The organism is Aeromicrobium jepli, from assembly GCF_047246605.1.
GTDB lineage: Bacteria > Actinomycetota > Actinomycetes > Propionibacteriales > Nocardioidaceae > Aeromicrobium.
The window spans coordinates 89,737-114,811 of record NZ_JBFOKO010000006.1; the positions used below are offsets into that span (position 1 = coordinate 89,737).

Annotated in this window: 31 protein-coding genes; 8 read left to right on the top strand and 23 right to left on the bottom strand. The window is 71.5% G+C overall.

From position 1 onward, the window contains the following. Nucleotides 1-30 precede the first annotated feature (30 nt). From AB3M81_RS12690 to AB3M81_RS12700, 3 genes are all read right to left on the bottom strand, one after another. Nucleotides 31-1,275 carry a sugar ABC transporter permease gene (locus tag AB3M81_RS12690; RefSeq protein ID WP_412904275.1) on the bottom strand — a complete coding sequence of 415 codons (1,245 nt, stop codon included), beginning with the start codon at nt 1,273-1,275 and terminating at the stop codon, nt 31-33. Continuing rightward, nucleotides 1,272-2,090: an ATP-binding cassette domain-containing protein gene (locus AB3M81_RS12695; RefSeq protein ID WP_412904276.1), complete on the bottom strand. Its 819-nt coding sequence runs from the start codon at nt 2,088-2,090 to the stop codon at nt 1,272-1,274. Before AB3M81_RS12695 ends, AB3M81_RS12690 begins: the two co-directional genes overlap by 4 nt. Nucleotides 2,091-2,158: 68 nt before the next feature. Next, entirely contained in the window at nt 2,159-3,217 is a 1,059-nt protein-coding gene (locus AB3M81_RS12700) for a substrate-binding domain-containing protein (protein WP_412904277.1), read from the bottom strand. A 166-nt stretch (nt 3,218-3,383) separates the two neighbouring features. Here AB3M81_RS12700 and AB3M81_RS12705 point away from each other — a divergent pair, with 166 nt between their 5' ends. Next, the gene (locus AB3M81_RS12705; protein WP_412904278.1) at nt 3,384-4,532 is read left to right on the top strand and encodes an ROK family transcriptional regulator; all 1,149 of its coding nucleotides are present in this window, start codon (nt 3,384-3,386) and stop codon (nt 4,530-4,532) included. Nucleotide 4,533: 1 nt separating this feature from the next. Here the strand turns inward: AB3M81_RS12705 and dapC are convergent, their stop codons facing one another. Together dapC and fdxA are read right to left on the bottom strand one after the other, a co-directional pair. After that, nucleotides 4,534-5,643 (bottom strand): succinyldiaminopimelate transaminase, encoded by a 1,110-nt coding sequence (gene dapC / locus AB3M81_RS12710; RefSeq protein WP_412904279.1) that lies wholly within the window; start codon nt 5,641-5,643, stop codon nt 4,534-4,536. Continuing rightward, the gene (fdxA, locus tag AB3M81_RS12715) at nt 5,640-5,963 is read right to left on the bottom strand and encodes a ferredoxin (RefSeq protein WP_412904280.1); all 324 of its coding nucleotides are present in this window, start codon (nt 5,961-5,963) and stop codon (nt 5,640-5,642) included. The genes dapC and fdxA overlap by 4 nt, the downstream gene beginning before the upstream one ends. 86 nt (nt 5,964-6,049) lie before the next feature. On the opposite strand from fdxA, the gene AB3M81_RS12720 reads away from it, so the two are divergent. Then, nucleotides 6,050-6,955, top strand: coding sequence for a GNAT family N-acetyltransferase (locus AB3M81_RS12720; protein WP_412904281.1), 906 nt, complete (start codon nt 6,050-6,052; stop codon nt 6,953-6,955). 140 nt (nt 6,956-7,095) lie between these two features. Here AB3M81_RS12720 and AB3M81_RS12725 read toward each other — a convergent pair whose 3' ends face one another. From AB3M81_RS12725 to mshB, 3 genes are read right to left on the bottom strand one after another with little or no spacing between them, the layout of a single operon-like run. Then, complete coding sequence (locus AB3M81_RS12725) at nt 7,096-8,796, bottom strand: VanW family protein (protein ID WP_412904282.1); 1,701 nt, start codon at nt 8,794-8,796, stop codon at nt 7,096-7,098. Further along, nucleotides 8,793-9,326 (bottom strand): flavin reductase family protein, encoded by a 534-nt coding sequence (locus AB3M81_RS12730; protein WP_412904283.1) that lies wholly within the window; start codon nt 9,324-9,326, stop codon nt 8,793-8,795. The genes AB3M81_RS12725 and AB3M81_RS12730 overlap by 4 nt, the downstream gene beginning before the upstream one ends. Nucleotides 9,327-9,361: 35 nt before the next feature. Continuing rightward, nucleotides 9,362-10,267: an N-acetyl-1-D-myo-inositol-2-amino-2-deoxy-alpha-D-glucopyranoside deacetylase gene (gene mshB / locus AB3M81_RS12735; RefSeq protein ID WP_412904284.1), complete on the bottom strand. Its 906-nt coding sequence runs from the start codon at nt 10,265-10,267 to the stop codon at nt 9,362-9,364. Nucleotides 10,268-10,302: 35 nt separating this feature from the next. Here mshB and AB3M81_RS12740 point away from each other — a divergent pair, with 35 nt between their 5' ends. Next, nucleotides 10,303-12,387, top strand: a complete 2,085-nt coding sequence (locus tag AB3M81_RS12740; RefSeq protein WP_412904285.1) for a S9 family peptidase — start codon at nt 10,303-10,305, stop codon at nt 12,385-12,387. On the opposite strand, the gene AB3M81_RS12745 is transcribed toward AB3M81_RS12740, so the two are convergent. Continuing rightward, nucleotides 12,350-13,369 (bottom strand): alpha/beta hydrolase fold domain-containing protein, encoded by a 1,020-nt coding sequence (locus AB3M81_RS12745; RefSeq protein WP_412904286.1) that lies wholly within the window; start codon nt 13,367-13,369, stop codon nt 12,350-12,352. The two genes, AB3M81_RS12740 and AB3M81_RS12745, sit on opposite strands and share 38 nt — an antisense overlap. 262 nt (nt 13,370-13,631) lie before the next feature. Between AB3M81_RS12745 and AB3M81_RS12750 the strand changes: the two genes are divergently transcribed. Next, a complete protein-coding gene (locus AB3M81_RS12750; RefSeq protein ID WP_412904287.1) occupies nt 13,632-14,249 on the top strand; it encodes a TetR/AcrR family transcriptional regulator in 618 nt (205 codons plus the stop codon). Nucleotides 14,250-14,256: 7 nt separating this feature from the next. Here AB3M81_RS12750 and AB3M81_RS12755 read toward each other — a convergent pair whose 3' ends face one another. From AB3M81_RS12755 to AB3M81_RS12765, 3 genes are read right to left on the bottom strand one after another with little or no spacing between them, the layout of a single operon-like run. Continuing rightward, nucleotides 14,257-14,550 carry a hypothetical protein gene (locus tag AB3M81_RS12755; protein ID WP_412904288.1) on the bottom strand — a complete coding sequence of 98 codons (294 nt, stop codon included), beginning with the start codon at nt 14,548-14,550 and terminating at the stop codon, nt 14,257-14,259. Then, entirely contained in the window at nt 14,543-15,427 is an 885-nt protein-coding gene (locus AB3M81_RS12760; protein WP_412904289.1) for a bile acid:sodium symporter family protein, read from the bottom strand. Before AB3M81_RS12760 ends, AB3M81_RS12755 begins: the two co-directional genes overlap by 8 nt. A 38-nt stretch (nt 15,428-15,465) precedes the next feature. Further along, complete coding sequence (locus AB3M81_RS12765; protein WP_412904290.1) at nt 15,466-16,227, bottom strand: phosphotransferase; 762 nt, start codon at nt 16,225-16,227, stop codon at nt 15,466-15,468. Between the two features lie 83 nt (nt 16,228-16,310). Between AB3M81_RS12765 and AB3M81_RS12770 the strand changes: the two genes are divergently transcribed. After that, complete coding sequence (locus tag AB3M81_RS12770; protein WP_412904291.1) at nt 16,311-17,450, top strand: YibE/F family protein; 1,140 nt, start codon at nt 16,311-16,313, stop codon at nt 17,448-17,450. A gap of 6 nt (nt 17,451-17,456) precedes the next feature. Here the strand turns inward: AB3M81_RS12770 and AB3M81_RS12775 are convergent, their stop codons facing one another. From AB3M81_RS12775 to AB3M81_RS12790, 4 genes are read right to left on the bottom strand one after another with little or no spacing between them, the layout of a single operon-like run. Next, entirely contained in the window at nt 17,457-18,323 is an 867-nt protein-coding gene (locus AB3M81_RS12775) for an ATP-grasp domain-containing protein (protein ID WP_412904292.1), read from the bottom strand. Further along, entirely contained in the window at nt 18,323-18,526 is a 204-nt protein-coding gene (locus tag AB3M81_RS12780; RefSeq protein ID WP_412904293.1) for a DUF4287 domain-containing protein, read from the bottom strand. The genes AB3M81_RS12775 and AB3M81_RS12780 overlap by 1 nt, the downstream gene beginning before the upstream one ends. 33 nt (nt 18,527-18,559) lie before the next feature. Beyond that, a complete protein-coding gene (locus tag AB3M81_RS12785; RefSeq protein WP_412904294.1) occupies nt 18,560-18,778 on the bottom strand; it encodes a helix-hairpin-helix domain-containing protein in 219 nt (72 codons plus the stop codon). Beyond that, nucleotides 18,775-19,089: a YchJ family protein gene (locus AB3M81_RS12790; RefSeq protein WP_412904295.1), complete on the bottom strand. Its 315-nt coding sequence runs from the start codon at nt 19,087-19,089 to the stop codon at nt 18,775-18,777. Before AB3M81_RS12790 ends, AB3M81_RS12785 begins: the two co-directional genes overlap by 4 nt. Before the next feature lie 30 nt (nt 19,090-19,119). Here AB3M81_RS12790 and AB3M81_RS12795 point away from each other — a divergent pair, with 30 nt between their 5' ends. Then, nucleotides 19,120-19,455: a YnfA family protein gene (locus AB3M81_RS12795; RefSeq protein ID WP_412904296.1), complete on the top strand. Its 336-nt coding sequence runs from the start codon at nt 19,120-19,122 to the stop codon at nt 19,453-19,455. A 79-nt stretch (nt 19,456-19,534) separates the two neighbouring features. Here AB3M81_RS12795 and AB3M81_RS12800 read toward each other — a convergent pair whose 3' ends face one another. The 3 genes from AB3M81_RS12800 to AB3M81_RS12810 all read right to left on the bottom strand — a co-directional run bounded on the left by AB3M81_RS12800 (nt 19,535) and on the right by AB3M81_RS12810 (nt 21,284). Then, nucleotides 19,535-20,500 (bottom strand): TerC family protein, encoded by a 966-nt coding sequence (locus tag AB3M81_RS12800; RefSeq protein ID WP_412904297.1) that lies wholly within the window; start codon nt 20,498-20,500, stop codon nt 19,535-19,537. Next, on the bottom strand, nt 20,493-20,717 hold the full coding sequence (locus tag AB3M81_RS12805; protein ID WP_412904298.1) for a hypothetical protein: 225 nt from the start codon (nt 20,715-20,717) through the stop codon (nt 20,493-20,495). The genes AB3M81_RS12800 and AB3M81_RS12805 overlap by 8 nt, the downstream gene beginning before the upstream one ends. A 204-nt stretch (nt 20,718-20,921) precedes the next feature. Next, nucleotides 20,922-21,284 (bottom strand): SdpI family protein, encoded by a 363-nt coding sequence (locus AB3M81_RS12810; RefSeq protein ID WP_412904299.1) that lies wholly within the window; start codon nt 21,282-21,284, stop codon nt 20,922-20,924. A gap of 110 nt (nt 21,285-21,394) precedes the next feature. Here AB3M81_RS12810 and AB3M81_RS12815 point away from each other — a divergent pair, with 110 nt between their 5' ends. Together AB3M81_RS12815 and AB3M81_RS12820 are read left to right on the top strand one after the other, a co-directional pair. After that, entirely contained in the window at nt 21,395-21,904 is a 510-nt protein-coding gene (locus AB3M81_RS12815; RefSeq protein WP_412904300.1) for a flavin reductase family protein, read from the top strand. A gap of 43 nt (nt 21,905-21,947) precedes the next feature. Next, nucleotides 21,948-22,307: a hypothetical protein gene (locus AB3M81_RS12820; RefSeq protein ID WP_412904301.1), complete on the top strand. Its 360-nt coding sequence runs from the start codon at nt 21,948-21,950 to the stop codon at nt 22,305-22,307. Between the two features lie 3 nt (nt 22,308-22,310). On the opposite strand, the gene AB3M81_RS12825 is transcribed toward AB3M81_RS12820, so the two are convergent. The 4 genes from AB3M81_RS12825 to AB3M81_RS12840 form a co-directional block, all read right to left on the bottom strand. Beyond that, entirely contained in the window at nt 22,311-23,087 is a 777-nt protein-coding gene (locus AB3M81_RS12825) for an amino acid ABC transporter ATP-binding protein (protein ID WP_412904302.1), read from the bottom strand. 4 nt (nt 23,088-23,091) lie between these two features. Beyond that, on the bottom strand, nt 23,092-23,745 hold the full coding sequence (locus tag AB3M81_RS12830; protein ID WP_412904303.1) for an amino acid ABC transporter permease: 654 nt from the start codon (nt 23,743-23,745) through the stop codon (nt 23,092-23,094). Nucleotides 23,746-23,748: 3 nt separating this feature from the next. Continuing rightward, nucleotides 23,749-24,555 (bottom strand): transporter substrate-binding domain-containing protein, encoded by an 807-nt coding sequence (locus AB3M81_RS12835; RefSeq protein ID WP_412904304.1) that lies wholly within the window; start codon nt 24,553-24,555, stop codon nt 23,749-23,751. A gap of 125 nt (nt 24,556-24,680) precedes the next feature. Further along, complete coding sequence (locus AB3M81_RS12840; RefSeq protein WP_412904305.1) at nt 24,681-25,067, bottom strand: SRPBCC family protein; 387 nt, start codon at nt 25,065-25,067, stop codon at nt 24,681-24,683. Nucleotides 25,068-25,075: the final 8 nt, after the last annotated feature.

Sequence of the window (25,075 nt, forward strand, 5' to 3'; positions counted from 1 at the left end):
GGAACCGGGGGGCGAGGGCGTCCGGGGGGATCAGCCGCTGCCGCTGCTCTTGCGCGCCTGCCGCGACAGCGAGTCGATCGTGACGGCGAGCAGCAGGACGGCGCCGGTCACCATGTAGCGCACGTACGCGTCGACGCCGACCAGGTTCAGTCCGCTCGTGATCGACTGCAGCACGAGCATGCCGAACAGCGCCGAGTAGACCGAGCCGCGTCCGCCGAAGAGGCTCGTGCCGCCGATGACGGCTGCCGCGATGGCCATGAGGTTGGTGTCGGTGCCGCCGCTGGTCTGGCTCACCGCCTGCAGGCGGCCCGCCGCGAGCACGCCGCCCAGCGCGGCGAACATCGACGTCAGCGCGAAGACCGAGACGTAGATCCGGTCGACCGGGATGCCGGCGCGACGCGACGCCTCCTCGTTGCCGCCGACAGCGAAGACGTGGCGGCCCCACGTGGTGCGGCGCAGCAGGAAGTCCATGCCGACGATGACGCCGACCCACAGCAGCGGCATGGCGCCGATGCCGCGGTCGATGTTGAGGTACCAGGCGACGGCGGCGACGGCGGCCGTGATGAGCACGGCTCGCACGACGACGCCCTGGACGCTCGGCGTCCACAGGTTGGCGGCCGCCCGGCGACGGATCGTGAGCAGGCGCGCCAGGAAGTACGCGGCGCCGATCACGACCGCCAGCACGTAGGAGGCCCACGCCGGCAGGAACGTGAAGTTCGCGAAGTCGATGAGCGCCGAGTCGCCCGGCAGGTTCACGGTGCCGTTCGCGCCGAGCACGTTCAGCTGCGCGCCCAGGAACGCCAGCAGGCCCGCGAGCGTGATGACGAAGCTCGGCACGCCGAAGCGCGTGTACAGCAGGCCGTACGCGACGCCGATCAGCAGGCCCGCGCACAGCGCCGCGAGGATCGAGCCGAGCAGCGGCCAGTCGTGGTAGACCAGCAGGACCGCGAGGATCGCGCCCGACAGGCCCGAGACCGAGCCGACGGACAGGTCAATCTCGCCGAGCAGCAGCACCAGCACGATGCCGACCGAGATCATGCCGATCGTCGCAGAGTCCAGGCTGAGCTCGACGAGGTTGCGCGAGGACAGGAAGCGCGGGTTGAGCGCGTAGAAGACGATCCAGATCACGACCAGGCCGACGACGACCGGGATCATGCCCAGGTCGCCCGAGCGCAGCCGGCGCCTGAGGTTGTCCAGCATCGCGCGGGGCGAGGTGTCCTGGACGAGGCGCTCGTCCGCCCGGTCCGCGGGCGCGGGCGCGGTGCGTTGGCTCATCGGGGCTCCTCCGTCGGCAGGTGGTCGGTCGGGTTGGGGGCGACGGCGGCGCCACGGTCGCGCGCCCGGCGGGCCGCGACCACGTTGTCCGAGGCGCCGGTGATGGCGGCCACGAGCTGGTCGGTGGTGACGTCGTCGATCGAGAACTCGGCGGCGTTGCGGCCCAGCCGCAGGACGTAGATGCGGTCGGCCACGGCCTGGACGTCGGCCATGTTGTGCGAGATCACCACGACGCCGAGGCCGGACTCGCGCAGCCGCTCGATGAGGTTCAGCACCTCGGCGGTCTGCGCGACGCCCAGGGCCGCGGTGGGCTCGTCGAGCATGACGATCTTCGGCTCGCCGACGAGGCTGCGGGCGATCGCGACGGTCTGGCGCTGGCCGCCCGACAGCGCCGCGATCGGGATGCGGACGGACGGGATCTTCGCCGAGAGCTGGCGCAGCAGCTCCCAGCTGCGCGACTCCATCTGCTCCTCGCTCAGGACGCCGCCACGGGTGGACTCCTGGCCGAGGAACAGGTTGGCGACGACGTCGAGGTTGTCGGCGAGCGCGAGGTCCTGGAAGACCGTCGCGATGCCGAGCGCCTGGGCCGACTTGGGGCCGTGGATCTGGACCTGCCGGCCCTCGATCTCGACGGTTCCGGAGTCGGCGCCGTACACGCCGGCGATGATCTTGACGAGGGTGGACTTGCCGGCGCCGTTGTCGCCGACGAGGGCGACGACCTCACCGGGACGGACGTCGAAGTCGACGTCCGTGAGGGCCTGGACGGCGCCGAATCGCTTGTTGATGCCGCGCAAGGACAGCACGGGTGCAGTCATGGGGTCTTCCTGGTTCGTGGAACGACGAGACGCGCCGGGGCCGGCGGCGGCCGGCCCCGACGCGGGTCTCAGGACAGGCCGGCGCTCTGGCAGGCGTCGGCGTACTGGTCGGTGCAGATCTCGTCGGTCGTGTAGAACTCGTCCTTCACGACGGTGTCCGCCACGTTGTCCTTCGTGACCGAGATCGGGTCGAGGATGAACGAGGGCACGCCCTGGAAGTCCTCGGTCCCGTCGACCTTCTCGTCGTTGACCAGCTTGACGGCCAGCTCGGCGGCCTTCTCGGCCTCGGCCTTGATCGGCTTGTAGACCGTCATGAACTGCTGACCGGCCACGATGCGCTGGATCGCGGCGAGCTCGGCGTCCTGGCCGGTGATCGGAGGGACGTCGGTGACGCCGGCGGCCTTGAACGCGGCGAAGACGCCGCCGGCCTGGCCGTCGTTGGCGGCGTAGACGCCCGCCAGGTCGCCCGGGTCGACCTTGTTGAACTGCGAGCTGGTGAACTTCTGCGCGTTGTCGGGGCTCCAGTCCGGGTTGTCGTACTCGGCCACGATCTTCAGGCCGCTCTCGTCGAGCACCGAGTGGGCGCCCTTCTTGAACTGCGCGGCGTTCGGGTCGGTCGGCGAGCCGTTGAGCATGAGGACGTCGCCCTTGTCGCCCGTCGCCTCGACGAGGGCCTCGCCCTGCATCTGGCCGACGCGCTCGTTGTCGAACGAGATGTAGTAGTCGGCGCCCTCGATGAAGCGGTCGTAGGCGACGACCGGCACGTCGGAGCTCTGCGCCGACTTCACGATCGTCGTGGCGGCCTTGCCGTCCACCGGGTCGAGCACGAGGACGGACGCGCCGTTGGTGATGGCCGACTGCGCCTGCTGCTGCTGCTTCGAGGCGTCCTGGTCGGCGTTGAGGTAGTCGACCTTGCAGTCGTCGCAGAGCTCCTTGACCTTGGCCTCGAAGAGCGGCTTGTCGAAGCTCTCGTAGCGCGTGGTCTTGGTCTCGGGCAGCAGCAGGGCGATCGTCTTGCCGTCGCCCGAGTCGCTTCCGCCGTCGTCGTTGGAGCCGCATGCGGCCAGGCCGCCCAGTCCGATCGTCAGGGTCGCCGTGAGGACGGCGACGCGAGAGATGCTGTTCACAATTCCTCCAGAGAATGTCGGCTCCACGTCGGCGTGGAGCACGTTTAGTGAACTACGCCACACCTTTGGCGTCAAGACATGAACGCAAAACAGAACTGAACGCGCGTTCACCGAATTTTGTATTCGACTCTTGACGGCAACATGCCACTGGGACACAGTGGACCGCATGGTCACCACCCCCGGCACGACCGCGGCCCTGCGCGCGTCCAACCAGAGCCGCGTCGTCAAGGCGGTCCGCGAGGCCGGTGGGCTGAGCCAGGCGCAGATCGCGCGGCGCACGCAGCTCGCCCCGGCCACGGTGTCCGGCATCATCCGCGAGCTCGTCGACGCGGGCTTCCTGCGGTCCGAGGGCGGCGCGGGCCGCCGCGGCGCGACGGTCACCGTCTCCCCCGGCGCCGGCGTCGTCGCCGGCGTCGACTTCGGCCACTCGCACCTGCAGGTGGCGCTGGCGGACCTGGCCGGCCGGATGCGCGACTCGCGCCTCGTCCCGGTCGCCTCGGACGTGCCCAGCGACGAGGCGCTGCGCCTCGCCCGCGGGCTGCTGGACGAGCTGCTGGAGGCGGACGACCTGACGCTGGACGACCTGCGCGCCGTCGGGATGGCCGTCCCGGCCCCGATCGGGCGCGACGGGGTCATCGACTCCGGCTCGATCCTGCCCGGCTGGGTGGGCGTCGAGGCGCGCTCGGCCGCCGAGGCGGCCTTCGGCCGCACCACCGTCGTCGACAACGACGCCAACCTCAGCGCGCTGGCCGAGTGGATGCTCGGCGCCGGGCGCGGCCACGACGACCTCGTCTACATCAAGATCGCCTCGGGCGTCGGCTGCGGCCTCGTGCTCGGCGGCCGCGTGCACCACGGCGGCCTCGGCACCGCGGGCGAGCTCGGCCACCTGACGATCGACGAGTCCGGGCCGCTGTGCCGCTGCGGCAGCCGTGGCTGCCTCGAGGCGTACGTCGGCGGCGCGGCGCTGATCGCGCAGTACGCGCCGACCGGCGGCGAGCTCGACGTGCCGGGCTTCGTCGCGAAGGCGCTGCACGGCGACCAGGGCGCCCGTCGTCTCATCGAGGACGCCGGCCGCCACCTCGGCGAGGCGGTCGCGGCCGTCGCGAACCTGCTCGGCCCCGAGGTGGTCGTCATCGGCGGCGACCTGGCCGAGGCCGGCGACCTGCTGCTGGACGAGGTGCGCGCGTCGATGCGCCGTCACGCGCTGACGCCGGTCGCCCGCGAGGTGCAGGTGACCGGGTCGGCGCTGGAGGTCCGCGCCTCGTGCGTCGGCAGCGTGCTGATGGCCCTGGAGGCCGTCGAGCTGCCGGGCTGACTCAGGCCAGCCGCTCGACCGCGGCGGCGATCCGCTCGTCGGTCGCGGTGAACGCGACCCGCACGTGGTGGCTGCCGGTCGCGCCGTAGAAGTCGCCCGGCGCCGCGAGGATGCCCCGGTCGGCCAGCCACTCGATCGTCTCGCGGCACGGCTCGCCCCGGGTGGCCCACAGGTACAGCGAGCCCTCGGAGTGGTCGATGCGGAACCCCGCGCCCTCGAGCGCGTCGCGCAGGACCCGGCGGCGGCGGGCGTAGCGCTCGCGCTGCTCGTCGACGTGCGCGTCGTCCGCCAGCGCGGCCTGCATCGCCGCGGCGACGGGCGTGGGCAGCATGAAGCCCAGGTGCTTGCGCACGGCGAGCAGCTCGGCGACCACCGACCGGTCGCCCACGACGAACGCGTCGCGGTACCCCGCCATGTTGGAGCGCTTGGACAGCGAGTGCAGGGCGAGGATCCCGTCCAGCGAGCCGCCGTTGACCTCGGGGTCGAGCACCGACGCGGGCTCGCCCTCCCAGACGAACTCGAGGTAGCACTCGTCGCTGACCAGCAGGGCGCCGGTCTCGCGGCAGAAGTCGACCCACGCCCTGAGGTGCTCGCGGCCGACGACGCGGCCGTGCGGGTTGGCCGGGAAGTTGATGAAGACCAGCTTGGGCCGCTGCGGGCCGAAGGCGACGCGCGAGTCCGTCGCGATCGCCGTGGCGCCCGCGTAGGCCGCGCTGACGGCGTACGTGGGGTAGGCGGTTTCGGGGATGCCCACGACGTCGCCGGGACCGAGGCCGAGCTGGACGCACAGGTTGGCGATCAGCTCCTTGCTGCCGATCGTGGCGAGCACGTTGTCCGTGCCGACGCCCGTGATCGCGAAGCGGCGCTCGAGCCAGTCGACGACCGCCCGGCGCAGCGGCTCGGGCCCGAGCACCGTCGGGTAGCCCGGCGAGTCCGCCGCGGCGACGAGGGCGTCACGGGCGACCTGCGGGGTCGGGTCGACGGGCGTGCCGATCGACAGGTCGACGAGGCCCCCGGGATGCTCGGCGGCGCGCTGCTTCGCGGCCGCGATCGTGTCCCACGGGAAGTCGGGGAAGAGGTCCGACACCCGCCGGCCCTGCGCCACGCTCATTCCTGGTTCTGCGGAGGGAGCGCCTTGATGAACGCGTGGTCGTCGTCGATGACGCCCATCTTCGCGGCACCGCCGGGCGAGCCCAGCTTGTCGAAGAAGTGCACGTTCGCGTCGTAGTACTCCTTCCACTCGTCCGGCGTGTCGTCCTCGTAGAAGATCGCCTCGACCGGGCAGACCGGCTCGCAGGCGCCGCAGTCGACGCACTCGTCCGGGTGGATGTAGAGCATGCGGTTGCCCTCGTAGATGCAGTCGACCGGACACTCGTCCACACAGGCACGGTCCTTGATGTCGACACACGGCTGGGCGATCACATACGTCACGAGCTAACTCCTTCGGGGTCTGCTCAAGTATCGCCCCTGGACCTTCCTGTCCGCAGGTGGGGCTCGCCTCATGAGATCGTGTCGGGGTGGATCTGGTCGGCAAGCGCGTCTCGGTGCGCCATCGCGAGGCCGACCGCGTCCGTGACGTCGTGGGCCGCGTGCTCGTCGCCGACGCCTCCGGACTGCACCTCGAGCGGCGTGACGGGCAGCGCGCCTTCGTCCCGGCGGGAACGGTCCTGGCGATGCGCGTCGTGCCCGACCGGCCGCTGCGCCCCCGCCGCGCCGCGGCGATCGCCACCGAGGACCTCGTCCGGGTGACGTCGCGCGGCTGGCCGGCGGTCGAGTCGGTCGCCCTCGGCGAGTGGGAGCTGCGGGCGTCGGGCGGGTTCACCGGGCGGGCGAACTCGGTCGCCGTGCACGGCGCGCCCGGCGTCGACGACCCGTTCGCTGCCGTCGTCGGGTTCTACGAGCGCCGCGGCCTGCGGCCGCTGGCGCAGCTCGTGGTCGGGTCGGCCTGGGACCGCAGGTTCGAGGACGCGGGGTGGGTCCCGGTCGTGGACCAGCCGCCCGGCGCGATCGTCCAGGTGGCCGACCTGGGCACGCCTCCCCCGGCCGACCCGGAGGCGATCGTGGCACCGCATGCGTCGGACGCGTGGCTCGCGCACTACGGACGCGTGGCGGACCCGGCGCTCGCGCGCGCCGTCATGGAGGCTCCCGCGACCGTCGGCTTCGTCTCGATCGGCGACGCCGCGATCGGCCGCGTCGTGGTGACCGGCGAGTGGGCCGGCATCGCCGCGGTCGAGGTCGCGCCCGCGCACCGCCGGCAGGGCCTCGCGCGGCGCATCGTGCGGACCGCGCTGGCCTGGGCCGTCGAGCACGGCGCCGACAAGGCGTACCTGCAGACCATGCGCGACAACCACGCCGCGATCGCGCTGTACGCGCCCTTCGGCTTCGCGACGCACCACGAGTACCGCTACCTGACCGCGCCCTGACCGCCGCCGCCGGCCCCTCGCCAGCTCAGCGCCAGCGCCCGCCCGTCCGACTTTCGGAACGGATTCCACGCGTTACGCGCGCGACCACGTGGAATCCGTTCCAAAAGTCGGGCGGGGAGTCGGCGGCGAGGCCGAGACCGTCAGTCGTCGGCCTTGGGCTTCTTGCCGCAGATGACGTGGTCGGCGGCCTGGTAGTGGGCCGTGTCCTTCTCGGTCTTGACCCGCTTCCCGCCGCGGTAGAAGTCGCGGTGGATGTCGATGTCGAAGCCGGTGACGGGCGCCTGCGCGACGCACATGGGCGTGTCGTCGTACTGCGTGCCGGGCTCGCGGAAGTTGTACCGCTCGCTGGAGCGCGACTTCACGTCGTAGACCTTGGTCCCGTACATCTCGACGTGCATCTTCCCCGACCGACCCGGGGCGCTCTTGTCCACCCAGGCCCGGATGACGACGCCGGTCTTGTACGGGTTGCGGAAGCGCAGGTCGAGGTTGCCGTAGTAGATCGTCGCCTCGCGACCCACGGGGTAGCGGTCGATGTAGAACGCGTGCGGGTGGTGCTCGACGTCGTCGAGGCCGGCGAAGAACGCCGCGTTGTACGCGGTCGTGGCGACCTGCGAGACACCGCCCCCGAGCTCCTCGCGGAACACGCCGCCGTTGATGACGAAGCCGGCGACGAAGCCGTTGGCCTCGGTGCGCTCTCCCACCGTGTCGTTGAAGCTGAACGTCTCGCCGGGCTTCAGGATCGTGCCGTTGATGCGGCGCGCGGCCTCGGCCTGGTTGGTGTTGCGGTAATCGGCGTGCGGGTACTCGGTCGTGTAGGAGCCGATGAGCTCCTTGATCCCGAGGGCCTCGGCGTCCTTCGTGGTGAACTCGGGCTGGACCGGCGTCGCCTTCACCGTGATCGAGCGCGCCGCGCCGGTCTTCGTGATGACGGGGACCAGCTGCTTCGCCATGGTGTCGGGGTCCAGGCCGACGCCGGCCTTGCTCGGCACGACCACGGGCCGGCCGCCCTCGAAGCGGAACGAGGCGTCGACCGCGCGCGAGCCGATGCCGGTCGTCGAGCTCGTGAGCGGCCCGGCGAGGTCCTTCGCGTCGATCGTCGGGACCATGGCGCCGTCCTTCACGACGACGGCGAGCGCCGGCGCGTACGCCGTGACCGGGAGGTCGACGCGGTCGTCCCCGACCTTGAGAGTGACGGGACCCGAGACGGCCGGGCGGGCGATCTCGCGCATCGCGGCCTGGAGGCCTGCCGCGTCGACCGCGGGCGCGACCTGCTCGAGCGGGACCTCGATCGGCCGGTCGGTCGTGAGCCAGGAGTCCTGCAGCTGCTGCGCGAACTCGTCCTGCGGGACCTCGTTGCCGGCGCGCGGCTGGCGGGCCTTGGGCGTGGCCTTCGGGAAGGTGATCTGCGCCTCGACGACCGGCTCGTCCACGGTCTCGGCGATCTTGGCGACCGCCGCGGTCAGCTTGGCCTCGTCGACGTCCAGCTCGGGATCGTGGTCGCGGCCGCCGACCAGCAGCGCGATCATGTCGCGGGGGTCCCACGAGCGGCCGCCGGCGGCGCGGATGCTGGCCGGCACGTCGACCGCGAGTCCGGCCTGCGCGGGCTCGAGCTCCAGGTCGCCCTCGGGCGTGCTGAGCTCGATCGGGTCGTCGATGCGGTCCTCGAGTCCCTGCTGGAGCGCGCGCTCGGCCTCGTCGGGGCTCTTGCCGCCCACCGCGACGCCCGCGACGGTCGTGTCGGCGGCGAGCCGCTGCCCCGTCATGACGTAGCCGGCGACGTAGGCCGCGGCGAGCACCACCACGACCGCCCCGAGGCCGATCAGGACGCGACGCCGGGTCACCGGCCGCCCCGGTACGCGGTCTTCTCCGACTCGTCCTGGCGCACGATGCTGCCGTAGTGCGAGCGGTAGTACAGCAGCGGATCGTCCGTCTCGGACTGGTAGTCCGCCCACACGACGCGTCCCACGAGGATCAGGTGGTCGCCGCCGTCGTGCTCGGCCTCGGTCTCGCACTCGAGCCACGCGAGCGCGTCGTCGAGCAGGGCGACGCCGCCGGGGCTGCGGTGGTGGGCGATGTCGGCGAACTGCGTGTCCAGCGGACGGCCGCGGTGCGCGAACCACGCGGACGCCTCACGGCCGTGCTCGTTGAGGATCGAGACGCCCCAGCGGCGCGACTGCAGCACCGCGTCGTGGAACCGGCTGCCCTTGTTGGAGCACACCAGCACGAGCGGCGGGATGAGCGAGACCGACGTGAAGGCGCTCGCCGTCATCGCGTGGTCGACCCCGTCCTGGACGGTCGAGACGACGGTGACGCCACTGGCGAATCGCGACAGTGCACCCCGGAATGCGGCCTGGTCGACGGACTTCTCCACCCGTCCAGCCTACGTGCCGCGGACGAACGCGCCGCTCACCCCAGTCCCGCGAAGAGATCCTCCTCGAAGCCCGACTCGCCGCGCGGGCCCGGCGTGCCCTTCGCGAGGCGGTAGTACTCGGTGCCCCACGTGATGGCCGCGAGGTCCATGCCCATGGCGAAGAACTGGCCGTCCGGGGTGATCTGCGAGGCGTGCGCGCGCATCGCGTCGAGCTTCGCCGTGACGTGCTCGGGCGTGGACGAGATCGCCGTGGTGAGGTCCTCGTCCTCGGCGAACATCGGCGGCAGGTTCTCGAGGTCGAGCTCGAACGGCATCTCGACGCCGTTCTCCGCGGCCAGGCGGGCGCCCTCGCGCAGCCGCGACGCGGACTCGCTGATCCAGTAGATCTTCGGGACGTCCCACGCCTCGCCGAGGTCGCGCCGGTACGACTCGACCGCCGCCAGAGAGGCGGCGTAGTGCGCCACGCGGTGCGCCTGGATGTGGTCGGGGTGGCCGTAGTTGCCGAACTCGTCGTACGTGACCAGCACCTGCGGGCGCAGCTCGCGGATGACGGGGACGAGGTGGTTGGCGGCCTCGAGCAGGTCCGCGCGCCAGAACGCGCGCGGGTCGATCTCGTCCATGGCGGCGGCGTTGCCGTTCTCGTCCCAGATCATCCCGGAGTCGCGGTACGTGAAGTCGCCGCCGAGGCGCCGGAAGTCCGTGACCCCCAGGTGCGCCATCGCGTCGGCGAGCTCGGTGAGCCGGTGCGGCGCGAGCCGGTCCTCGCGGTCGGACGCGAGGTGAGCCAGCTCGGGCACGAGCACCTCCCCCTCCTCGCCGAGCGTGCAGGTGACGAGCGTGACGTGCGCTCCCTCGGCGACATACCGCGCCATGGCCAGGCCGGTGCCGATGGACTCGTCGTCGGGGTGGGCGTGGACCAGCAGGAGGCGGCGATCGGGCATGCGACCAATCTAGAGGGCCCTGTCAGGATGGGCCCATGACCGACTCCTACCCCCGGCTGGCGGCACGCACGCTGCGCTTCACCCTCGGCATCCCGCGGAACCTGACCGTCTCCCCTGACGGCGCGACCGTGAGGTTCATCCGCACGCCCGACGGCGTCACGCGGACGGGACAGCTGTGGGAGCTGGACGTGGAGTCCGGTGAGGAGTCCCTGCTGGTCGACCCGGTCGACGTGCTGGGTGGCGCGGACGAGGACCTCTCCCCCGAGGAGCGCGCGCGGCGCGAGCGCAGCCGCGAGGGCGCCGGGGGCCTGGTCTCCTACGACGTCGACGCGACCGGCCGCTGGGCCGCGTTCACGCTGTCCGGCCGTCTCTTCGCCGTGCACCTGGGCGCGAGGGCCGTCCGCGAGCTGCCGAGCACCGGCACCGTGATCGACCCGCGCCTCGACCCGACGGGCCGCCGCGTCGCCTACGCGACGGCCGAGGGCGAGCTCCGTGTCGTGGGCGTCGACGGCGAGGAGGACCGCGCGCTCGTGTCCCCCGCGTCGCCGACGCAGGCGTGGGGTCGCGCCGAGTTCATCGCCGCCGAGGAGATGGACCGGTTCCGCGGATTCTGGTGGTCGCCCGACGGCGCCTCGCTGCTCGTCGAGCGCTACGACGAGGCGCCCGTGCAGACCTGGCACATCGCCGACCCGGCCAACCCCGACCGCCCCGCCGCCGAGCAGCGCTACCCGGCCGCCGGCACGGCGAACAGTGTCGTGACGCTGTGGCACGTCACGCTCGACGGCACCGAGCCGGTCGAGGTCGCGTGGGACCACGAGGCATTCGAGTACCTCGCCCGCGTCGACTGGTCCGAGGGCTCCGACCCCGTCCTTCAGGTGCTGAGCCGCGACCAGCGCACCAGCCTCGTGCTGGAGGCCGACCCCGCGAGCGGCGCCACCCGCACGCTGCGCGAGATCACCGACGAGGCCTGGGTCGAGCTCTCCGCGGCGCCGCGGCGCGACGCGAAGGGCCGGCTCATCACCCTGGAGGACGTCGCCGACCGCCGGCGCGTGTGCATCGACGGCGCGCCCCTGAGCACCGACGAGTGGCAGGTCCGCTCGATCGTCGACGTCGACGAGGACGGCGTCCTGGTCACCGCCTCGTCCGAGCCGAGCGAGGTCCACCTCGTCCGGTTCGGCTTCGACGGCGTGGTCGAGCCGCTGACCGAGGGCGTGGCCGTGCACGGCGCCGTGTCCGGCGGCGGCACCCTCGTCGTCGTCCGCAGCGACCTCGAGTCGAGCGGCACCACCGTGACCGTGCGCCGGGCCGGCCGCGAGCCGCGCCCGATCCGCGTGCTCGCCGAGGCGCCGCCCCTGCAGCCCCAGGTCGAGCTCGTCCGGCTCGGCGACCGCGAGCTCCGTGCCGCGGTGCTGTTCCCGCGGGACCACGTCCCCGGCTCGCGTCGCCTGCCGCTGCTCATGGACCCGTACGGCGGTCCGGGCGCCCAGCGCGTCCTGGCGTCCAGCCGGATGTTCCTCGAGGCCCAGTGGATGGCCGACGAGGGCTTCTGCGTCGTCGTGGCCGACGGTCGCGGCACGCCGGGCCGGGGCAGCGCCTGGGACCGCGAGATCCACCACCGCTTCGCCGAAGTCACGCTGGCCGACCAGGTCGACGCCGTCGCCGCGATCGCGCAGCGGTACCCCGACGACGTCGATCCCGGCCGCGTCGGCATCACGGGCTGGTCGTACGGCGGCTACCTCGCCGCGCTGGCGGTGCTGGCGCGCCCGGACGTGTTCCATGCGGCCGTCGCCGGTGCGCCCGTGACGGAGTGGCGCCTCTACGACACGTGCTACACAGAGCGCTACCTCGGGCACCCGGACACCCAGCCCGAGGTCTACGACGCGAACTCGCTGCTGCCGCTCGCGCCGCGGCTGGAGCGCCCGCTCATGCTGATCCATGGCCTCGCGGACGACAACGTCGTGGCCGCGCACACGCTGCGGCTGTCGTCGGCGCTGCTGGCCGCCGGCTGCTCACACACCGTGCTGCCGCTGTCGGGCGTCACTCACATGACGCCCCAGGAGGAGGTCGCGGAGAACCTCAAGCTCATACAGATGGAGTTCCTGCGGCAGCAGCTGGCTTGACCAGCCGCAGTCGGCGGCCGCCCTGCGCGGCGACGGGCCGGTTGATCGGCACGACGTCCGCGTGGCGGCGCGGCTTCTCGACGAGGGACGCCATGGCGGTGCCGAACTCCTCGACGGCCACGTCGGCCTCGTCGAGGCGGCCGACCTGCAGGTGGAACGACTGCCACATGTCCGGGTACTCGCGCGCGATCACGCGCGGGGCGTCGGCCATCTGCGTCAGCTTCTCCAGGAACGCCTCGGCGTCGGTCCGCAGCGGGTCGTGCCCGCTGTAGTGGATCACGATGGGCGGCAGCGAGTCGAAGTCGCCGTGCAGCGGCGAGACGCTGGGGTGGCGGGGATCGGCGCCACCCAGGCACGTGCGCGTCCAGCGCGTGGCCAGCGCGGGCGTGAACCACGGGTCGGAGGCCGAGGGACGGGCGCGGTCGATGTCGACGGCGCGGTCGAGCCAGGGGCTGATCATGCCGACCGCGGCGGGCATCGGCAGGCCCTGGTCGCGGATCTCGAGGGCCATCGCGAGCGCCAGGCCGGCACCGGCGTCGTCGCCGGCCAGGACGACCGTGCGCGGATCGACGCCGTAGGCGGGCAGCTCGCGGTACAGCGCGAGGAGCGAGTCGAGCGCGACCGGGTACGGGTTCTCGGGCGCGAGCGGGTACTCGGGCAGGATCAGGTCCATGCCGGAGTGCAGCGCGATGTGGGCGGCGAAGGCGCGGTAGGCCTTCGCGCTGCCGACGACGAGGCCGCCGCCGTGCAGGTAGATCATGGTGGCGCGCGCCGTGGCGGGGCCGCAGCCCTCGACCGTCACGTACTGGACGGGCAGTCCGGCGATCACGTCGAAGTCGTAGATCGCGCCCTCGGGGGCACGAGCGGCACTGGCGATGGAGTCGGCCATGGTGCGCTTCGCGCCCAGGCTGACCCGGGTGGAGTGCATGACGGGCCGCACCATCCTGAGGCGGGTACGCACGAGCGGCTTCGGAACGCTCATCTCGGTCTCCTTCGCGAAGAGCGGGGCAGCAGGTCCGCTCTAAGTAAGTAGGTATTGACTTCAACGAAGTGACGTCAGACTAGGAGACTCATGACGCGGGTTTCAATTGGAATCTGCAAATTCAGCGTTTCAGTGATTTTCTTGCGTCAATCACGTCACATTAGTCACATGCATCACTTCCGTTGCGCCGATTTTCCCTCGGGTTCCGGCCTGTGGCCTACGGTGGACTGCCGTGACCGTTGATCCTGCTCCGAAGCGGCGGATGTCCGCCGAGCTCCGGCGCGCCCAGATCATCGAGTCGGCCCGCACGGTCTTCGCCCGCCAGGGGTACGCCGCGAGCCGCACTCGCGAGATCGCCGCCGAGGCCGGCGTCAACGAGGCGATGCTGTACCGGCACTTCCCGTCCAAGGAGGAGCTGTTCGAGGCGTCGGTCCTGGAGTCGATCGACGCGGCGATGGTGCGCGCCACCCAGAACGCCAAGGGCATCAGCCGCGACCTGGCCGGCTCGGCCTCCGAGATCGACGACGGCATCCGCAAGTTCTTCCGCGACCTGGCCGACATCGCCGTCGAGCTCGGCCCGCTCATCGGCGCCACCGCGTTCGGCCCCGAGTCGCCCGTCCGCACGAAGCTCGTCGAGCGGCTCGACGCGCTGTTCGACGTCTCCACCGCCATCACCGTGCACGGCATCCCGGACCTCATGAAGGACGAGGTCGACGTCCGCCTCGGGCTGGAGAAGGTCTTCGGCGCGCTGTGGTTCGCCGCCGAGATGGCACGGTGGACCGGCCGCGAGTTCGACCGCGAGGCGGTCCTCGACCAGATGATGCTGACGATCTACGAGGGCCTCATCGACATGCCGGACGAGGCCAAGAAGCTCGCCTGACCCCCGCTCATCGCGCCGGCGGGCGCTTCAGGCGCCGGGGCGCCTGCGGCAGCGGCGGCGGCGGCGCGACGGCCGGACCGCCGGGCGACTCCGCGAGCCAGCCGCCCGCCCGCTCGGCCCACTCCCCCAGGCCGGGCACGTCGCCGTCCACCTCGACGATCCACGCCGCGTCCTCGAAGTCGTCCTCGCCGGCGAACTCGTCGCGGTGCAGGCGGTGCGGCACGCCGGCGGCGGCCAGCTCGGCGACGAACGCGTCGGCGTCGTCCCGCTCGTCGAAGTGGATCGCGGAGGCCTCACGCATGCTGCGACGGTAGCGCGGCGGCGCGCGGCAGGATCCAGCGCGTCAGCGCGACGCCCCACAGCGCGGCCACGAGGAACATCACGAGTCCGTAGACCGCCGCCGGCACCGAGAGCTCGACGCTGTCGAGCACCTCGACCGCCACGTAGATCGCGAGCGTCGCGTTGTGCACGCCGATCTCGAACGAGCACGCGACGGCCTGACGGTCGCTCACGCCGGCCCACCGCGGCACGACGTACCCGACGACGAGGCTGGCGAGGCAGAACAGCGTCACGACGAGCCCGACCGAAGCCGCGTACTCGCCGACGTTCTCGCGCTGGTCCGCGACGATCCCGGCGATGATGACGAACAGCAGGAACGCCGAGCCGGCCCGGACGGGACGGTCCATCCGGTCGGCGAAGCCGGGACGCCGCGCCCGCACGACCATGCCCAGCACGACGGGCACCAGCACGACCGCGAAGACCTCGAGCACCTTGCGGTACTGCAGGGACGCCTCGTCACCCAGGTCGAAGTACGCCATCGCGAGGTTCGTCACGAGCGGCAGCGACACGATCGCCACGACCGAGTTGATCGCGGTGAGCGTGATGTTGAGCGCCACGTCGCCGCGGAACAGGTGGCTGAACAGGTTCGCGGTGCTGCCGCCGGGCGAGGCCGCCAGCAGCATCATGCCCACCGCCAGCACGGGGCTCAGGTCGAGCGCGAGCACCAGCCCGAAGCACACCAGCGGCAGCAGCACCAGCTGGCACAGCAGCGCGACCGCGACCGCGCGCGGCGACCTGCGCACGCGGGTGAAGTCGGCGACGGTCAGCGACAGGCCGAGTCCGAACATGATGACGCCCAGCGCGACCGGCAGCCCCACGGTCGACAGAGTCGAGTCCATGCCGCGTCATCCTACGTGACGTGGATCACACTTCGTGGTCAGAGCGCGGCGCGGATGGCGGGGAGTCGCGCCTCGAACGCGGCCAGGCGGTCGCGCGTGCGCTGCGGCTCGCCCTTCGTGGCGAGGTTGAGCATGCCCGGGTCGCCGCGCTCGATCCCGGCGGCGATCCGCTCGGTCGCGGTGGTCATCCGTGCGACGACGGCGTCGAGCAGGGTCATCGGGCCCCACTCCGCGTACGCGTCGACGACGAGCTCCAGCCGGCGCACGACGTCCTCGAGCGGGATCTCGCGGTACAGCGGGATGCCCGTCCAGCACAGGAACGCCAAGTCGTCGATCCGCTCCCCCGGGCCGGCGAGGTCCCAGTCGATCATCGCGACGAAGTGCCCGCTCTGGATGATCCAGTTGTAGGCGCCGGTGTCGTTGTGGCAGATGATCTGGTCGCCGGTCAGCTCGACGGGCTCGCCACCGGTCTGGCGCCAGATCCGTGGGCCGTCGGGCCGGTACCCGTCGACGATGTCGTGGAAGTCACGGAGCCACGCGACGGCCTCGACCAGCACCTCGTCGAGCACGACCTCGTCGTCCACGGGCACGCCCCGGCCCTCGATGTACGAGACGATCTCGCGGCCGTCCTCGTCGAGGCCCGAGACGTGAGGGATGCCGCCGAGGCCCTGGTCGGCGAGCCAGCCGAGCAGCTCGTGGACCGCGGGCGTCCAGGGACCGGTGGGACGTCGGACGGTTCGACCGACGCGCCAGACGCCGCCGGACCCTCCGGGCAGGTGTTCGGGGATCACTTCTGACACGCTGGCATCGTGACACACCACCACGTGATCCAGCCTCCCGAAGGTCCGCCGCGCCCCGTCTGGCCTGGTCCCTGGCCGCCGTCGTGACCGTCATCGGGCTGATCGCGCTCGGCGCGATGGTGGCGCTGTGGCCCGATGAGAACGACGTGCCCCAGGGCGCCGACCCGTACGGCAACGTGAAGATCCTCGACGCGACGGTGAAGAAGGCCACGCCGTTCGACTGCAACAGCAGCGGCACGGGCCCGGACAACACGCCGATGGTGGAGGGCTCGTGCGCCCAGGTCACGGCCGAGACCGAGAACGGCGCCACGGCGGTGTTCACCCTCGACCCCACGCGCTACGTCGGCGCCGGCATGGAGGCGGGCGACCGGATCCGCGTCATCGAGATCGCCCCCGACGGCCAGGAGGCGACGTACGAGTTCTACGACCACCAGCGCGGCGTGCCGCTGGCCGTCCTCGCCGTCGTGTTCGCGCTGCTCGTCGCCCTGGTCGGGCGCTGGCGCGGCGTCTTCGCGCTCATCGGCATCGGCATCACGCTGCTCGTGCTGCTGCGGTTCGTGATGCCGGCGCTGCTGGCCGGGGAGCCGTCGATCGCCGTGGCGGTGGCGGGCTCGACCGTGATCATGCTCGCGGTGCTGTACCTCGCGCACGGCGTCTCGATCCGGACGACGTCGGCGCTGCTGGGGACGCTGTTCGGCATCGGGTTCACCGCGATCGTCGGCGCCGCCTCGACGGACTGGGCGCACCTGACCGGCATCGGCTCCGAGGACGACCACCTGCTCCTCGCCACCGCCCCGCAGATCAGCCTCGCGGGCGTGGTCGCGGCGTCGATGGTGATCGCTGGCCTGGGCGTCCTCAACGACGTGACCGTCACCCAGGCGAGCGCCGTGTGGGAGATGCGCGCACTCAAGCCCACCGCCGGCTGCCGCGAGCTGTTCGGCTCGGCCATGCGGATCGGCCGCGACCACATCGCCTCGAGCGTCTACACCCTGGTCTTCGCCTACGCGGGCACCGCGATGACGACCCTGCTGCTCATCGCGGCCTACCAGCGCGCGCTGCTGGAGGTCGCCGTGACCGAGGGCATCGCCCAGGAGGTCGTGCGGACCCTCGTCGGTGCGATCGGCCTCGTGCTGGCGGTGCCGATCACGACCGCGATCGCGGTGTGGCTGGCTCCGCCGCGGGCCCATGTCGAGGAGCACGGCGTGGGGCACCGCGCCCGCTGAGCCGGCTCAAGCGCCGACGCGAGCGCGCACGGCCGCCGCGAGGCGCTCGGCCGCGCCCGGCACGAGGTCGAGGTAGAGGCACGGCTCGACCGCCTCGAGCTCCATGACGACCGGTCCCGACGGCCCGGGCACCATGTCGACGCGCACGTACAGCGGCGTGCCGAAGCGGCCGCTCAGCTCCGCGACGGCCGCGTGCGCGAGGTCGAGGAACTCGGGGGTCGCCTCGGCCGCCGTGACCAGGTCGTCGTCGTGCATGATCGCGGCCTCGGACGACGGGTCGTCGGGGTCGAGCAGCGGCTGGGTGCCCTGCGTGCGCAGGACGGGCTTCTTGTGCAGCACGTGCGAGAGCTCGCCGTCGAGGAAGACCACGGCCGTCTCGCCGCGCGCGTCGACGCCCTCGACGTACGGCTGGACCATCGCGACGCGGCCCTCGCCGGTGATGCGGGCGATCAGCTCGCGCGCCTCGTCGTGGTGGTCGGGGTCGAAGCGCCCGGTGTCGCGGCCGCCGGCCGAGACCGTGGGCTTCACGACGACCTCGCCGCGCAGGGGCGGCGCGTCCGCGCCGGGGACGACGTAGGTGGTGGGCACGGTGGGGACGCCCAGAGCGCCCAGGTAGGCCTTGTCGGAGTTGAACGCGATGAGGTCCGGCTGGTTGGACACCCGGTCGCCGAGCGACCGCACCCAGGCGACGAACTCGTCGCGCTGGATCGTGTAGTCCCACGCGGAGCGGATCACGACGTGGTCGTACTGCGACCAGTCGACCGCGGGGTCGTTCCAGACGACGAAGTCCGCGCCGAGCAGGCGGGCGGCCTCGTGGTCGTCCTGGAAGCCGTCGGCGAGCTTGGCGCACGTGGCGAACGCGATGCGCGCCATCACAGGCCCTTGCGCTGTCGGAAGACGGCCACGACCGCGTTGGCGTGCCCGTGGCCCAGGCCCTGCTCCTTGAGGAACGCGACCTGCTCCATGTGCTTGGCGCCGGCGACCGACTCCAGCTGCTGCATCCAGTGCTCGATCGGCTGGCCGTACTTCGCCTCGATGGAGGGGAAGTACGACGCGGGGCCCTTGACGTCGCTCATGGGCCCGAGCCTAGGACCGCGGGCGGACGAACGTCAGCCCGGCTCGCCCCAGACGAGGCCGCGCTCCACGATCGCCTCCTCGAGCAGCCGGATCGCCTTCGGGCCGACGCCGTGCAGCGCGGCGATCTCGGACCGCGGCCGCTGCACCACGAGGGCGAGCGACGTGAGCCCGGCGTTCGTCAGCGCGCGGGTCGCGGGCCGGCCGATCGAGGCGGGCAGGTCGCCCGGGTCGGGTGCCTGGGTCTGGGTCATCGCACGTCTCCGTCCACGTAGTACCAGCGTCCGTCCTCGCGGACGAACCTCGATCGCTCCTGCAGGATGCCGAGCTCGCCGTCCGCGATGTACGAGGCGCGGAACTCGACCACGCCCTCGGTGTCGTCCGGGCCGCCCGCCTCGGTCTCGAGGATCTGCAGTCCCCGCCACCGGGGGTTGTCCGCGAGGTCGAGCCCGGCCGGCCGCGTCGACGGGTGCCACGTCGCGAGCAGCCAGTCGGGGTCCGCTCGCTTGAACGCGTCGAAGCGCGAGCGCATGAGCTCCTCGGCCGTCCGGGGCGGGTTCGTCACTCCCCCAGCCTCGCACGACACAATCGATCCATGGACGTCCTGCGCTCGATCGTGCTCTTCGCCGTCGCCGCCGTCGCCGAGATCGGCGGGGCGTGGCTGGTCTGGCAGGGGGTGCGCGAGCACCGTGGCGTCCTGTGGATGGGCCTGGGCGTGATCGCGCTCGGCCTCTACGGGTTCGTTGCGACGCTGCAGCCCGACGCGAACTTCGGCCGGATCCTGGCCGCGTACGGCGGCGTCTTCGTCGCCGGCTCGCTCGCCTGGGGCATGCTCGTCGACGGCTTCCGCCCCGACCGCTGGGACCTGATCGGCGCCGCCGTCTGCCTCGCGGGCGTCGCCCTGATCATGTACGCCCCGCGCCCGTCCTGACCGCCTGCGGAGGACGCACGATGATGCATCCGGCCCCGCTCGGGTACCCGGATGCATCATCGTGCGTCGGCTTCGCGGGTCACCGAGAGGCGGACTCCCGCGCACTGTCCTGCCGGGTCCGGGCGAGGCTCGCCACCGTCACCACGATCAGCACGATCGCGATGACGCCCAGGCTCAGCGGTGGCGGGATCTCGGGCACGGCGGCCGAGACGTCCACGTGCGCCCAGTGCAGGATCAGCTTCACCCCGATGAACGCCAGGATCAGCGCGAGCCCCGCGGACAGGTAGACGAGCCGGTCGAGCAGTCCGCGCACGAGGAAGAACAGCGCCCGCAGGCCGAGCAGCGCGAACGCGTTCGCGACGAAGACGATGTACGGCTCCTGCGTCACCCCGAAGACCGCCGGGATGGAGTCCAGCGCGAACAGCAGGTCCACGCTGCCGATCGCCAAGAGCACGATCAGCATCGGAGTGACCACCAGCCGCCCGTCGAGCCTCGTGACGATCTTCCCGTCGACGAAGGTGTCCGTGACGGGCAGCAGCCGCCGTGCCGCTCGCACGACCGCGTTGTTCTCCACGTCGGGCTCCGCGTCGCGGTGACGATGCATCTGCACCGCCGTGTAGATCAGCAGCAGTCCGAACAGCAGGAACATGAACGAGAACAGCGAGATCAAGGCCGCCCCGAGCGCGATGAAGATCGCCCGCATGACGAGCGCCAGCACGATCCCGAAGGTGAGGACCTTGTGCTGGTGGTGGTCCGGCACCGCGAACGTCGCCATGATGACGACGAACACGAACAGGTTGTCCACCGACAGGCTCTTCTCGACGAGGTAGCCGGCGAAGTACTCCGTGCCCCTCTCGGCACCGTGTGCCCACGTGAACCAGGCACCGAACGCGAGTGCGAGCACCACGTAGAAGACGGACCAGGCGGCGGCCTCACGGAAGCCGACGTGGTGCGGTCTCACCCATCCGTAGACGAGGTCGACCGCCAAGAGCGCGACGATGAGGGCCACGGTCACGGTCCACGTGGCCAGGCCGATCTCACTCATGGTGACCGTGCCGGAATCGGTGGGCGGCGCGCCGGAACGGATGCGCGTGGTGGTGGCTGTGGTGGGCGCGGAACCTCATCACGTCGCCGACGGCCATCCAGGCCATCGCTCCCACCCACACGAGGACGCCGAGCACAGCGAGGGCCTCGAGCAGGAGCAGCCCCTCGTCGGGCGTCACGGTCTGCAGGGAAGGTGCTTTCGGGATCGTCGAACTCATCGCTCGCCTCCATCGGATCGTTCACGATGAAGGTCTTCCCCAGCCCCGAGGGCTCCGCGCGCCGGGCGTGAGCCGGAATGACGACGGCGCGGTGAGAGGGGTACTCCCCTTCCTTGACGCCACGATACCCGCCGCGATCCAGCAGCCGCACCTCGTGAGCGACGAACGATGATGCCTCGCGCCCCGCTCAGGTACCCGGATGCATCATCGTTCGTCGGCTTCGCGCGCCGCGCGTCCACCGACCACGGCACCGTAGGCGACGAGCGCGACCATCGCCGCCGCGCCGGTCAGCACGACGGCGATCAGGGCGACCTCCGGCATGGGGATCAGAGCGATGATCGCGGCCACGATGGAGACGACTCCGGCCAGCTGTGTCGGGCGCTCGGCCCGTCGGTGCGCCGCCAGCCACGCCGCGTCGCTCGCCATCGTGCTGGGAGTCCGGATGCCGGCGAGCGCGTTGCGCGTGAGTCGCCCGCTGGCGGCCGCCCTGGCCATCCACACGAGCACGCCTCCAGCAGCCCCCATCGCCAGGAACAGCACCACCCGGGCGATCCACTCCTCGCTCATGCGTCCACGGTAGGGCGGCGAACGATGAGGCATTCGGGTACCCCAGCGGGGCGCAATGCATCATCGTTCGTCCCCCTGCGGTGGGCGAGCGGCCGCCGTAGGGTGTCCGGGTGACTGACGACGCCTTCGACACGCTGATGGCCTCGGTCGACCCGCCGCTCGTGGTCGTGACGACGGCCGCCGACGACGAGCGCGCCGGCTGCCTCGTGGGATTCCACGCGCAGTCCAGCATCGACTCCGAGCACTACAGCGTGTGGCTGTCCAAGGCGAACCACACCTACCGTGCGGGCCTGCGAGCCCAGCACTTCGCCGTGCACTTCCTCACGGACGAGGACCTCGCCCTGGCGGAGGCGTTCGGCACGCGGTGCGGCGCCGAGGTCGACAAGTTCGCCGACCTCGCCGTCGACACGGACGAGCACGGCGTGCCGCTGCTCCGCGCGCTGCCCAATCGGCTCGTCCTCGAGCGCATCGCGGTCCTCGACGACGGCGGCGACCACGTGTGCGTCACCGCGCGCATCCTGTCCGCGCACGCCGGTGAGCGGTTCACGCCGCTGCGCGTCTCGGACGCCTCGGGCCTCGAGCCGGGCCACCCCGCCGAGGACCGCGCGGTCGCTCCCTGACAAAGCGCCACACGCTGGCGATCCTTGCGCCTACGCTGCCGCCATGCAGCCGGTCGCCGAACTATCGCTGCTCCTGGGCGGCTTCCTGGCCTTCGGACTGGCACCTGCCGCGGCCGTGCTGGCTCGTGCTGCCGCGCCGGACCCGCGGGCCTGGCGCCTCACGATCGTCGTGGCGGCGCTGGCGTGGGGTGCGTGGCTCGCTCAGTTCATCGTGTGGACGTTCGCCTTCGACGAGCCGCTACCCGGGGAGACGGTCCCCAACTCGCTCATGCCCGTCGCCGACGCGCTCGCGCACGTGAGCTCGGCCGGCTGCCTCGTCCTGTTCGGGCTCGCCACGACCTTCCACTGGCGCGCCCTCGCACGTCGCATCTCGCGACCGGTCCCCCCGAGCGCCAAGCGCTGAGCCTCAGTCCTCGGTGAGCTCGGCGAGGAACGCGCGGCCGCGCTCGCTCGTCGGGTTCTCCAGGACCTGCTCGGGCGTGCCCTCCTCGGCGATGCCCCGGTCGGCCATCAGCACGACGCGGTCCGCGGCCTTGCGGGCGAAGCGCATCTCGTGCGTGACGACGACCATCGTCATGCCGTCGTCGGCCAACGTACGCATGACCTGCAGGACCTCGCCGACCAGCTCGGGGTCGAGGGCCGAGGTCGGCTCGTCGAAGAGCATGACCTCGGGGTCCATCGCCAGCGCACGGGCGATCGCGACGCGCTGCTGCTGACCGCCGGAGAGGTTGTCCGGATAGGCGTCGGCCTTGTCCGCGAGCCCCACCCGCTCGAGCAGCTCGAGCCCTCGCCGGCGCGCCTCGTCCTTCGACCGTCCCAGCACGTCGGTCTGCGCCATCGTCAGGTTGTCGATGACCTTCATGTGCGGGAACAGGTTGAACGACTGGAACACCATGCCGATGCGGCTGCGCACGCGATTGAGGGTCTTCTCGTCGTACGTCAGCTCGTCCCCGCCCACGCGGATCGTGCCGCCCTGGATGCGCTCGAGGCCGTTGATGCACCGCAGCAGCGTGCTCTTGCCGGCGCCCGAGGGACCGATCAGCACCACGACCTCGCCCGGCTGGACCGAGAGGTCCACCCCGTCGAGGACGGTGGTCTCGCCGTACTTCTTGACGATGCCGCGCATCTCGACGAGCGGCTCGGTGGTGCCCCGGCCCGTGGCCGGAGTCTCGTACGTCGTCATGGCGTCACCTCCGGTGCGCGTTGAGTCGGTGCTCGAGGCGGTTCACCAGGAAGGTGAGCACGAGCACGATCGCGAGGTAGTAGATCGAGACGATGAGGTACATCGTCAGCGGCTCGTACGTGGACGCCGCGAGGTTGCGCGAGGCCTGGAAGAGCTCGGTCATGCCGATGAACGCCACGAGCGAGGAGTCCTTCACCGCGATGATGAACTGGCTGCCCAGCACCGGCAGGATCGCCCGCAGCGCGAGCGGCGCCCGCACCCGTCGCAGCGTCTTCATCCGTGACATGCCGAGCGACCGCGAGGCCTCGTTCAGCCCGACCGGAACGGACTGGAAGCCCGAGCGGATGATCTCGGCGATGTAGGCGGAGTTGTGGATCGCGAGCGCGATCGCACCCGCCCAGAACGCCGGCAGCAGGATGACCTCGGTGATCCCGAAGTAGAGCACGAAGATCTGTGCGATCAGCGGCGTGCCGCGGATGATCCCGATGTAGCCGGCCGCGAGCCAGCGCAGCACCGCGATCCGGCTCATCGTCAACGCGGCGACGAGCGCACCGAGCACCATGGCGAACGCCAGCGCGGTGGCGGTGAGCCGCAGCGTCACCCACGTCGCGTCGGCGAAGATCGGCGCGGTGTCGACGAGGTAGTCGAGGAAGCCCATGGATCAGGAGATGTCCTGGCCGAACCACTTCTTGCTGATCTCGGCGTAGGTCCCGTCGGACTTGATGGCCGCGAGCGCCTCGTTCAGCTGGTCGAGCAGCTCGGTGTTGCCCTTGTCGACGGCGAAGGCCGGCTCCTCGGTGTAGAGCGGGTCGCCGCAGACGCGCAGGTCCCGATCGGCCTGGTCGATCTGGTAGAGCCCGACGAGCAGGTCGGTCACGGCGCCGTCGAGGCGGCCCTTCTCGACGTCCTCGAGCGCGGTGACGTCGGCGGTGAAGTTGCGGACGTCGCCGACCCAGTCCTTGTCCTTGAGGAAGTCGCCGTACGTCGTGCCGGTGGCGACGCCGACGGACGCGTCCTTCAGCTGCTCGGGGTCCTGGCAGTCGCTGTCCTTCTTCACGAACAGCGCGGCGCCGGACGAGTAGTACGGATCGCTGAAGTCGACGGCCTTCTTGCGCTCGTCGGTCGGCGACATCGACGCGATCAGCACGTCGTAGCGCTTGCTCTTGACGCCCTGGATGAGGGTGTCGAAGGCGCCGGACTCGGGCTGGGGCTCCAGGCCCATCTCCTCGGCGATGGCGACGGCGATGTCGTGGTCGAAGCCGGTGAGCTTGTCGCCCTCAAAGTAGCTCAGGGGGCGGAACTCGCCACTCATGGCGGCGATCAGTCGGCCGTCCTTGACCAGGTCGGGCCCGTCGGAGCTCGCGTCGTCACCCCCGCACGCCGTGAGGGCCAGGGCGGCCGTGGCGAGCGTGGCCGCAAGCGCGGTCCGGCGTCGCCGGGAGGACAGGGTGGTGGGGAAGCCGATCATCGTTCCGTCTCCGTCTGGCGGGCACGCCGGAGCGCCCCCGCAGTCTCGTTCGAACAAACATCGAGGCTAACCCGGTCCGGCCTCCCCCGCCTCCCGAGCGACGGCCGGCGCCGCGCTCCCGGCCCCTACTCGAGCAGCGTCTGCAGGGTCCGGAGGTCCGCCTCGATGGCGGCGCAGTCGGCCTCGAACTCCTCGGGCGTCATGTCCAGGCTGCGGACCGTGAACAGCACCTCGGCGCCCTCGGGATGGGCAAGGACGCGCATCGGGTTGTTCACCGTCGCACCGGATGGAAGCGTGACGTCGTGGTCCAGGACGCCGAGGTCGTTGCGCGGCACGAACCGCACCGTCACCTCCCCCATCGGGGACTGCGCGACGAGCTCGTCCCCGCGGACCTCGACCTCCGACCGGGCGAGGCCGGCGGCCCATTGCGGCAGGTTCGCCGGATCGGCGATGAACTCGTACACGGACTGCGGCGAGGCCGCGATGACGCAGCTGACGTGACGGGACTCCATACCGTGCA

Coding starts and splice junctions, on each gene's coding strand:
- AB3M81_RS12690 (WP_412904275.1), bottom strand. CDS start 1,275: ATGAGCCAACGCACCGCGCCCGCGCCCGCGGACCGGGCGGACGAGCGC.
- AB3M81_RS12695 (WP_412904276.1), bottom strand. CDS start 2,090: ATGACTGCACCCGTGCTGTCCTTGCGCGGCATCAACAAGCGATTCGGC.
- AB3M81_RS12705 (WP_412904278.1), top strand. CDS start 3,384: ATGGTCACCACCCCCGGCACGACCGCGGCCCTGCGCGCGTCCAACCAG.
- dapC (WP_412904279.1), bottom strand. CDS start 5,643: ATGAGCGTGGCGCAGGGCCGGCGGGTGTCGGACCTCTTCCCCGACTTC.
- mshB (WP_412904284.1), bottom strand. CDS start 10,267: ATGCCCGATCGCCGCCTCCTGCTGGTCCACGCCCACCCCGACGACGAG.
- AB3M81_RS12740 (WP_412904285.1), top strand. CDS start 10,303: ATGACCGACTCCTACCCCCGGCTGGCGGCACGCACGCTGCGCTTCACC.
- AB3M81_RS12745 (WP_412904286.1), bottom strand. CDS start 13,369: ATGAGCGTTCCGAAGCCGCTCGTGCGTACCCGCCTCAGGATGGTGCGG.
- AB3M81_RS12750 (WP_412904287.1), top strand. CDS start 13,632: ATGTCCGCCGAGCTCCGGCGCGCCCAGATCATCGAGTCGGCCCGCACG.
- AB3M81_RS12755 (WP_412904288.1), bottom strand. CDS start 14,550: ATGCGTGAGGCCTCCGCGATCCACTTCGACGAGCGGGACGACGCCGAC.
- AB3M81_RS12760 (WP_412904289.1), bottom strand. CDS start 15,427: ATGGACTCGACTCTGTCGACCGTGGGGCTGCCGGTCGCGCTGGGCGTC.
- AB3M81_RS12775 (WP_412904292.1), bottom strand. CDS start 18,323: ATGGCGCGCATCGCGTTCGCCACGTGCGCCAAGCTCGCCGACGGCTTC.
- AB3M81_RS12780 (WP_412904293.1), bottom strand. CDS start 18,526: ATGAGCGACGTCAAGGGCCCCGCGTCGTACTTCCCCTCCATCGAGGCG.
- AB3M81_RS12785 (WP_412904294.1), bottom strand. CDS start 18,778: ATGACCCAGACCCAGGCACCCGACCCGGGCGACCTGCCCGCCTCGATC.
- AB3M81_RS12795 (WP_412904296.1), top strand. CDS start 19,120: ATGGACGTCCTGCGCTCGATCGTGCTCTTCGCCGTCGCCGCCGTCGCC.
- AB3M81_RS12800 (WP_412904297.1), bottom strand. CDS start 20,500: ATGAGTGAGATCGGCCTGGCCACGTGGACCGTGACCGTGGCCCTCATC.
- AB3M81_RS12805 (WP_412904298.1), bottom strand. CDS start 20,717: ATGAGTTCGACGATCCCGAAAGCACCTTCCCTGCAGACCGTGACGCCC.
- AB3M81_RS12810 (WP_412904299.1), bottom strand. CDS start 21,284: ATGAGCGAGGAGTGGATCGCCCGGGTGGTGCTGTTCCTGGCGATGGGG.
- AB3M81_RS12820 (WP_412904301.1), top strand. CDS start 21,948: ATGCAGCCGGTCGCCGAACTATCGCTGCTCCTGGGCGGCTTCCTGGCC.
- AB3M81_RS12825 (WP_412904302.1), bottom strand. CDS start 23,087: ATGACGACGTACGAGACTCCGGCCACGGGCCGGGGCACCACCGAGCCG.
- AB3M81_RS12830 (WP_412904303.1), bottom strand. CDS start 23,745: ATGGGCTTCCTCGACTACCTCGTCGACACCGCGCCGATCTTCGCCGAC.
- AB3M81_RS12835 (WP_412904304.1), bottom strand. CDS start 24,555: ATGATCGGCTTCCCCACCACCCTGTCCTCCCGGCGACGCCGGACCGCG.
- AB3M81_RS12840 (WP_412904305.1), bottom strand. CDS start 25,067: ATGGAGTCCCGTCACGTCAGCTGCGTCATCGCGGCCTCGCCGCAGTCC.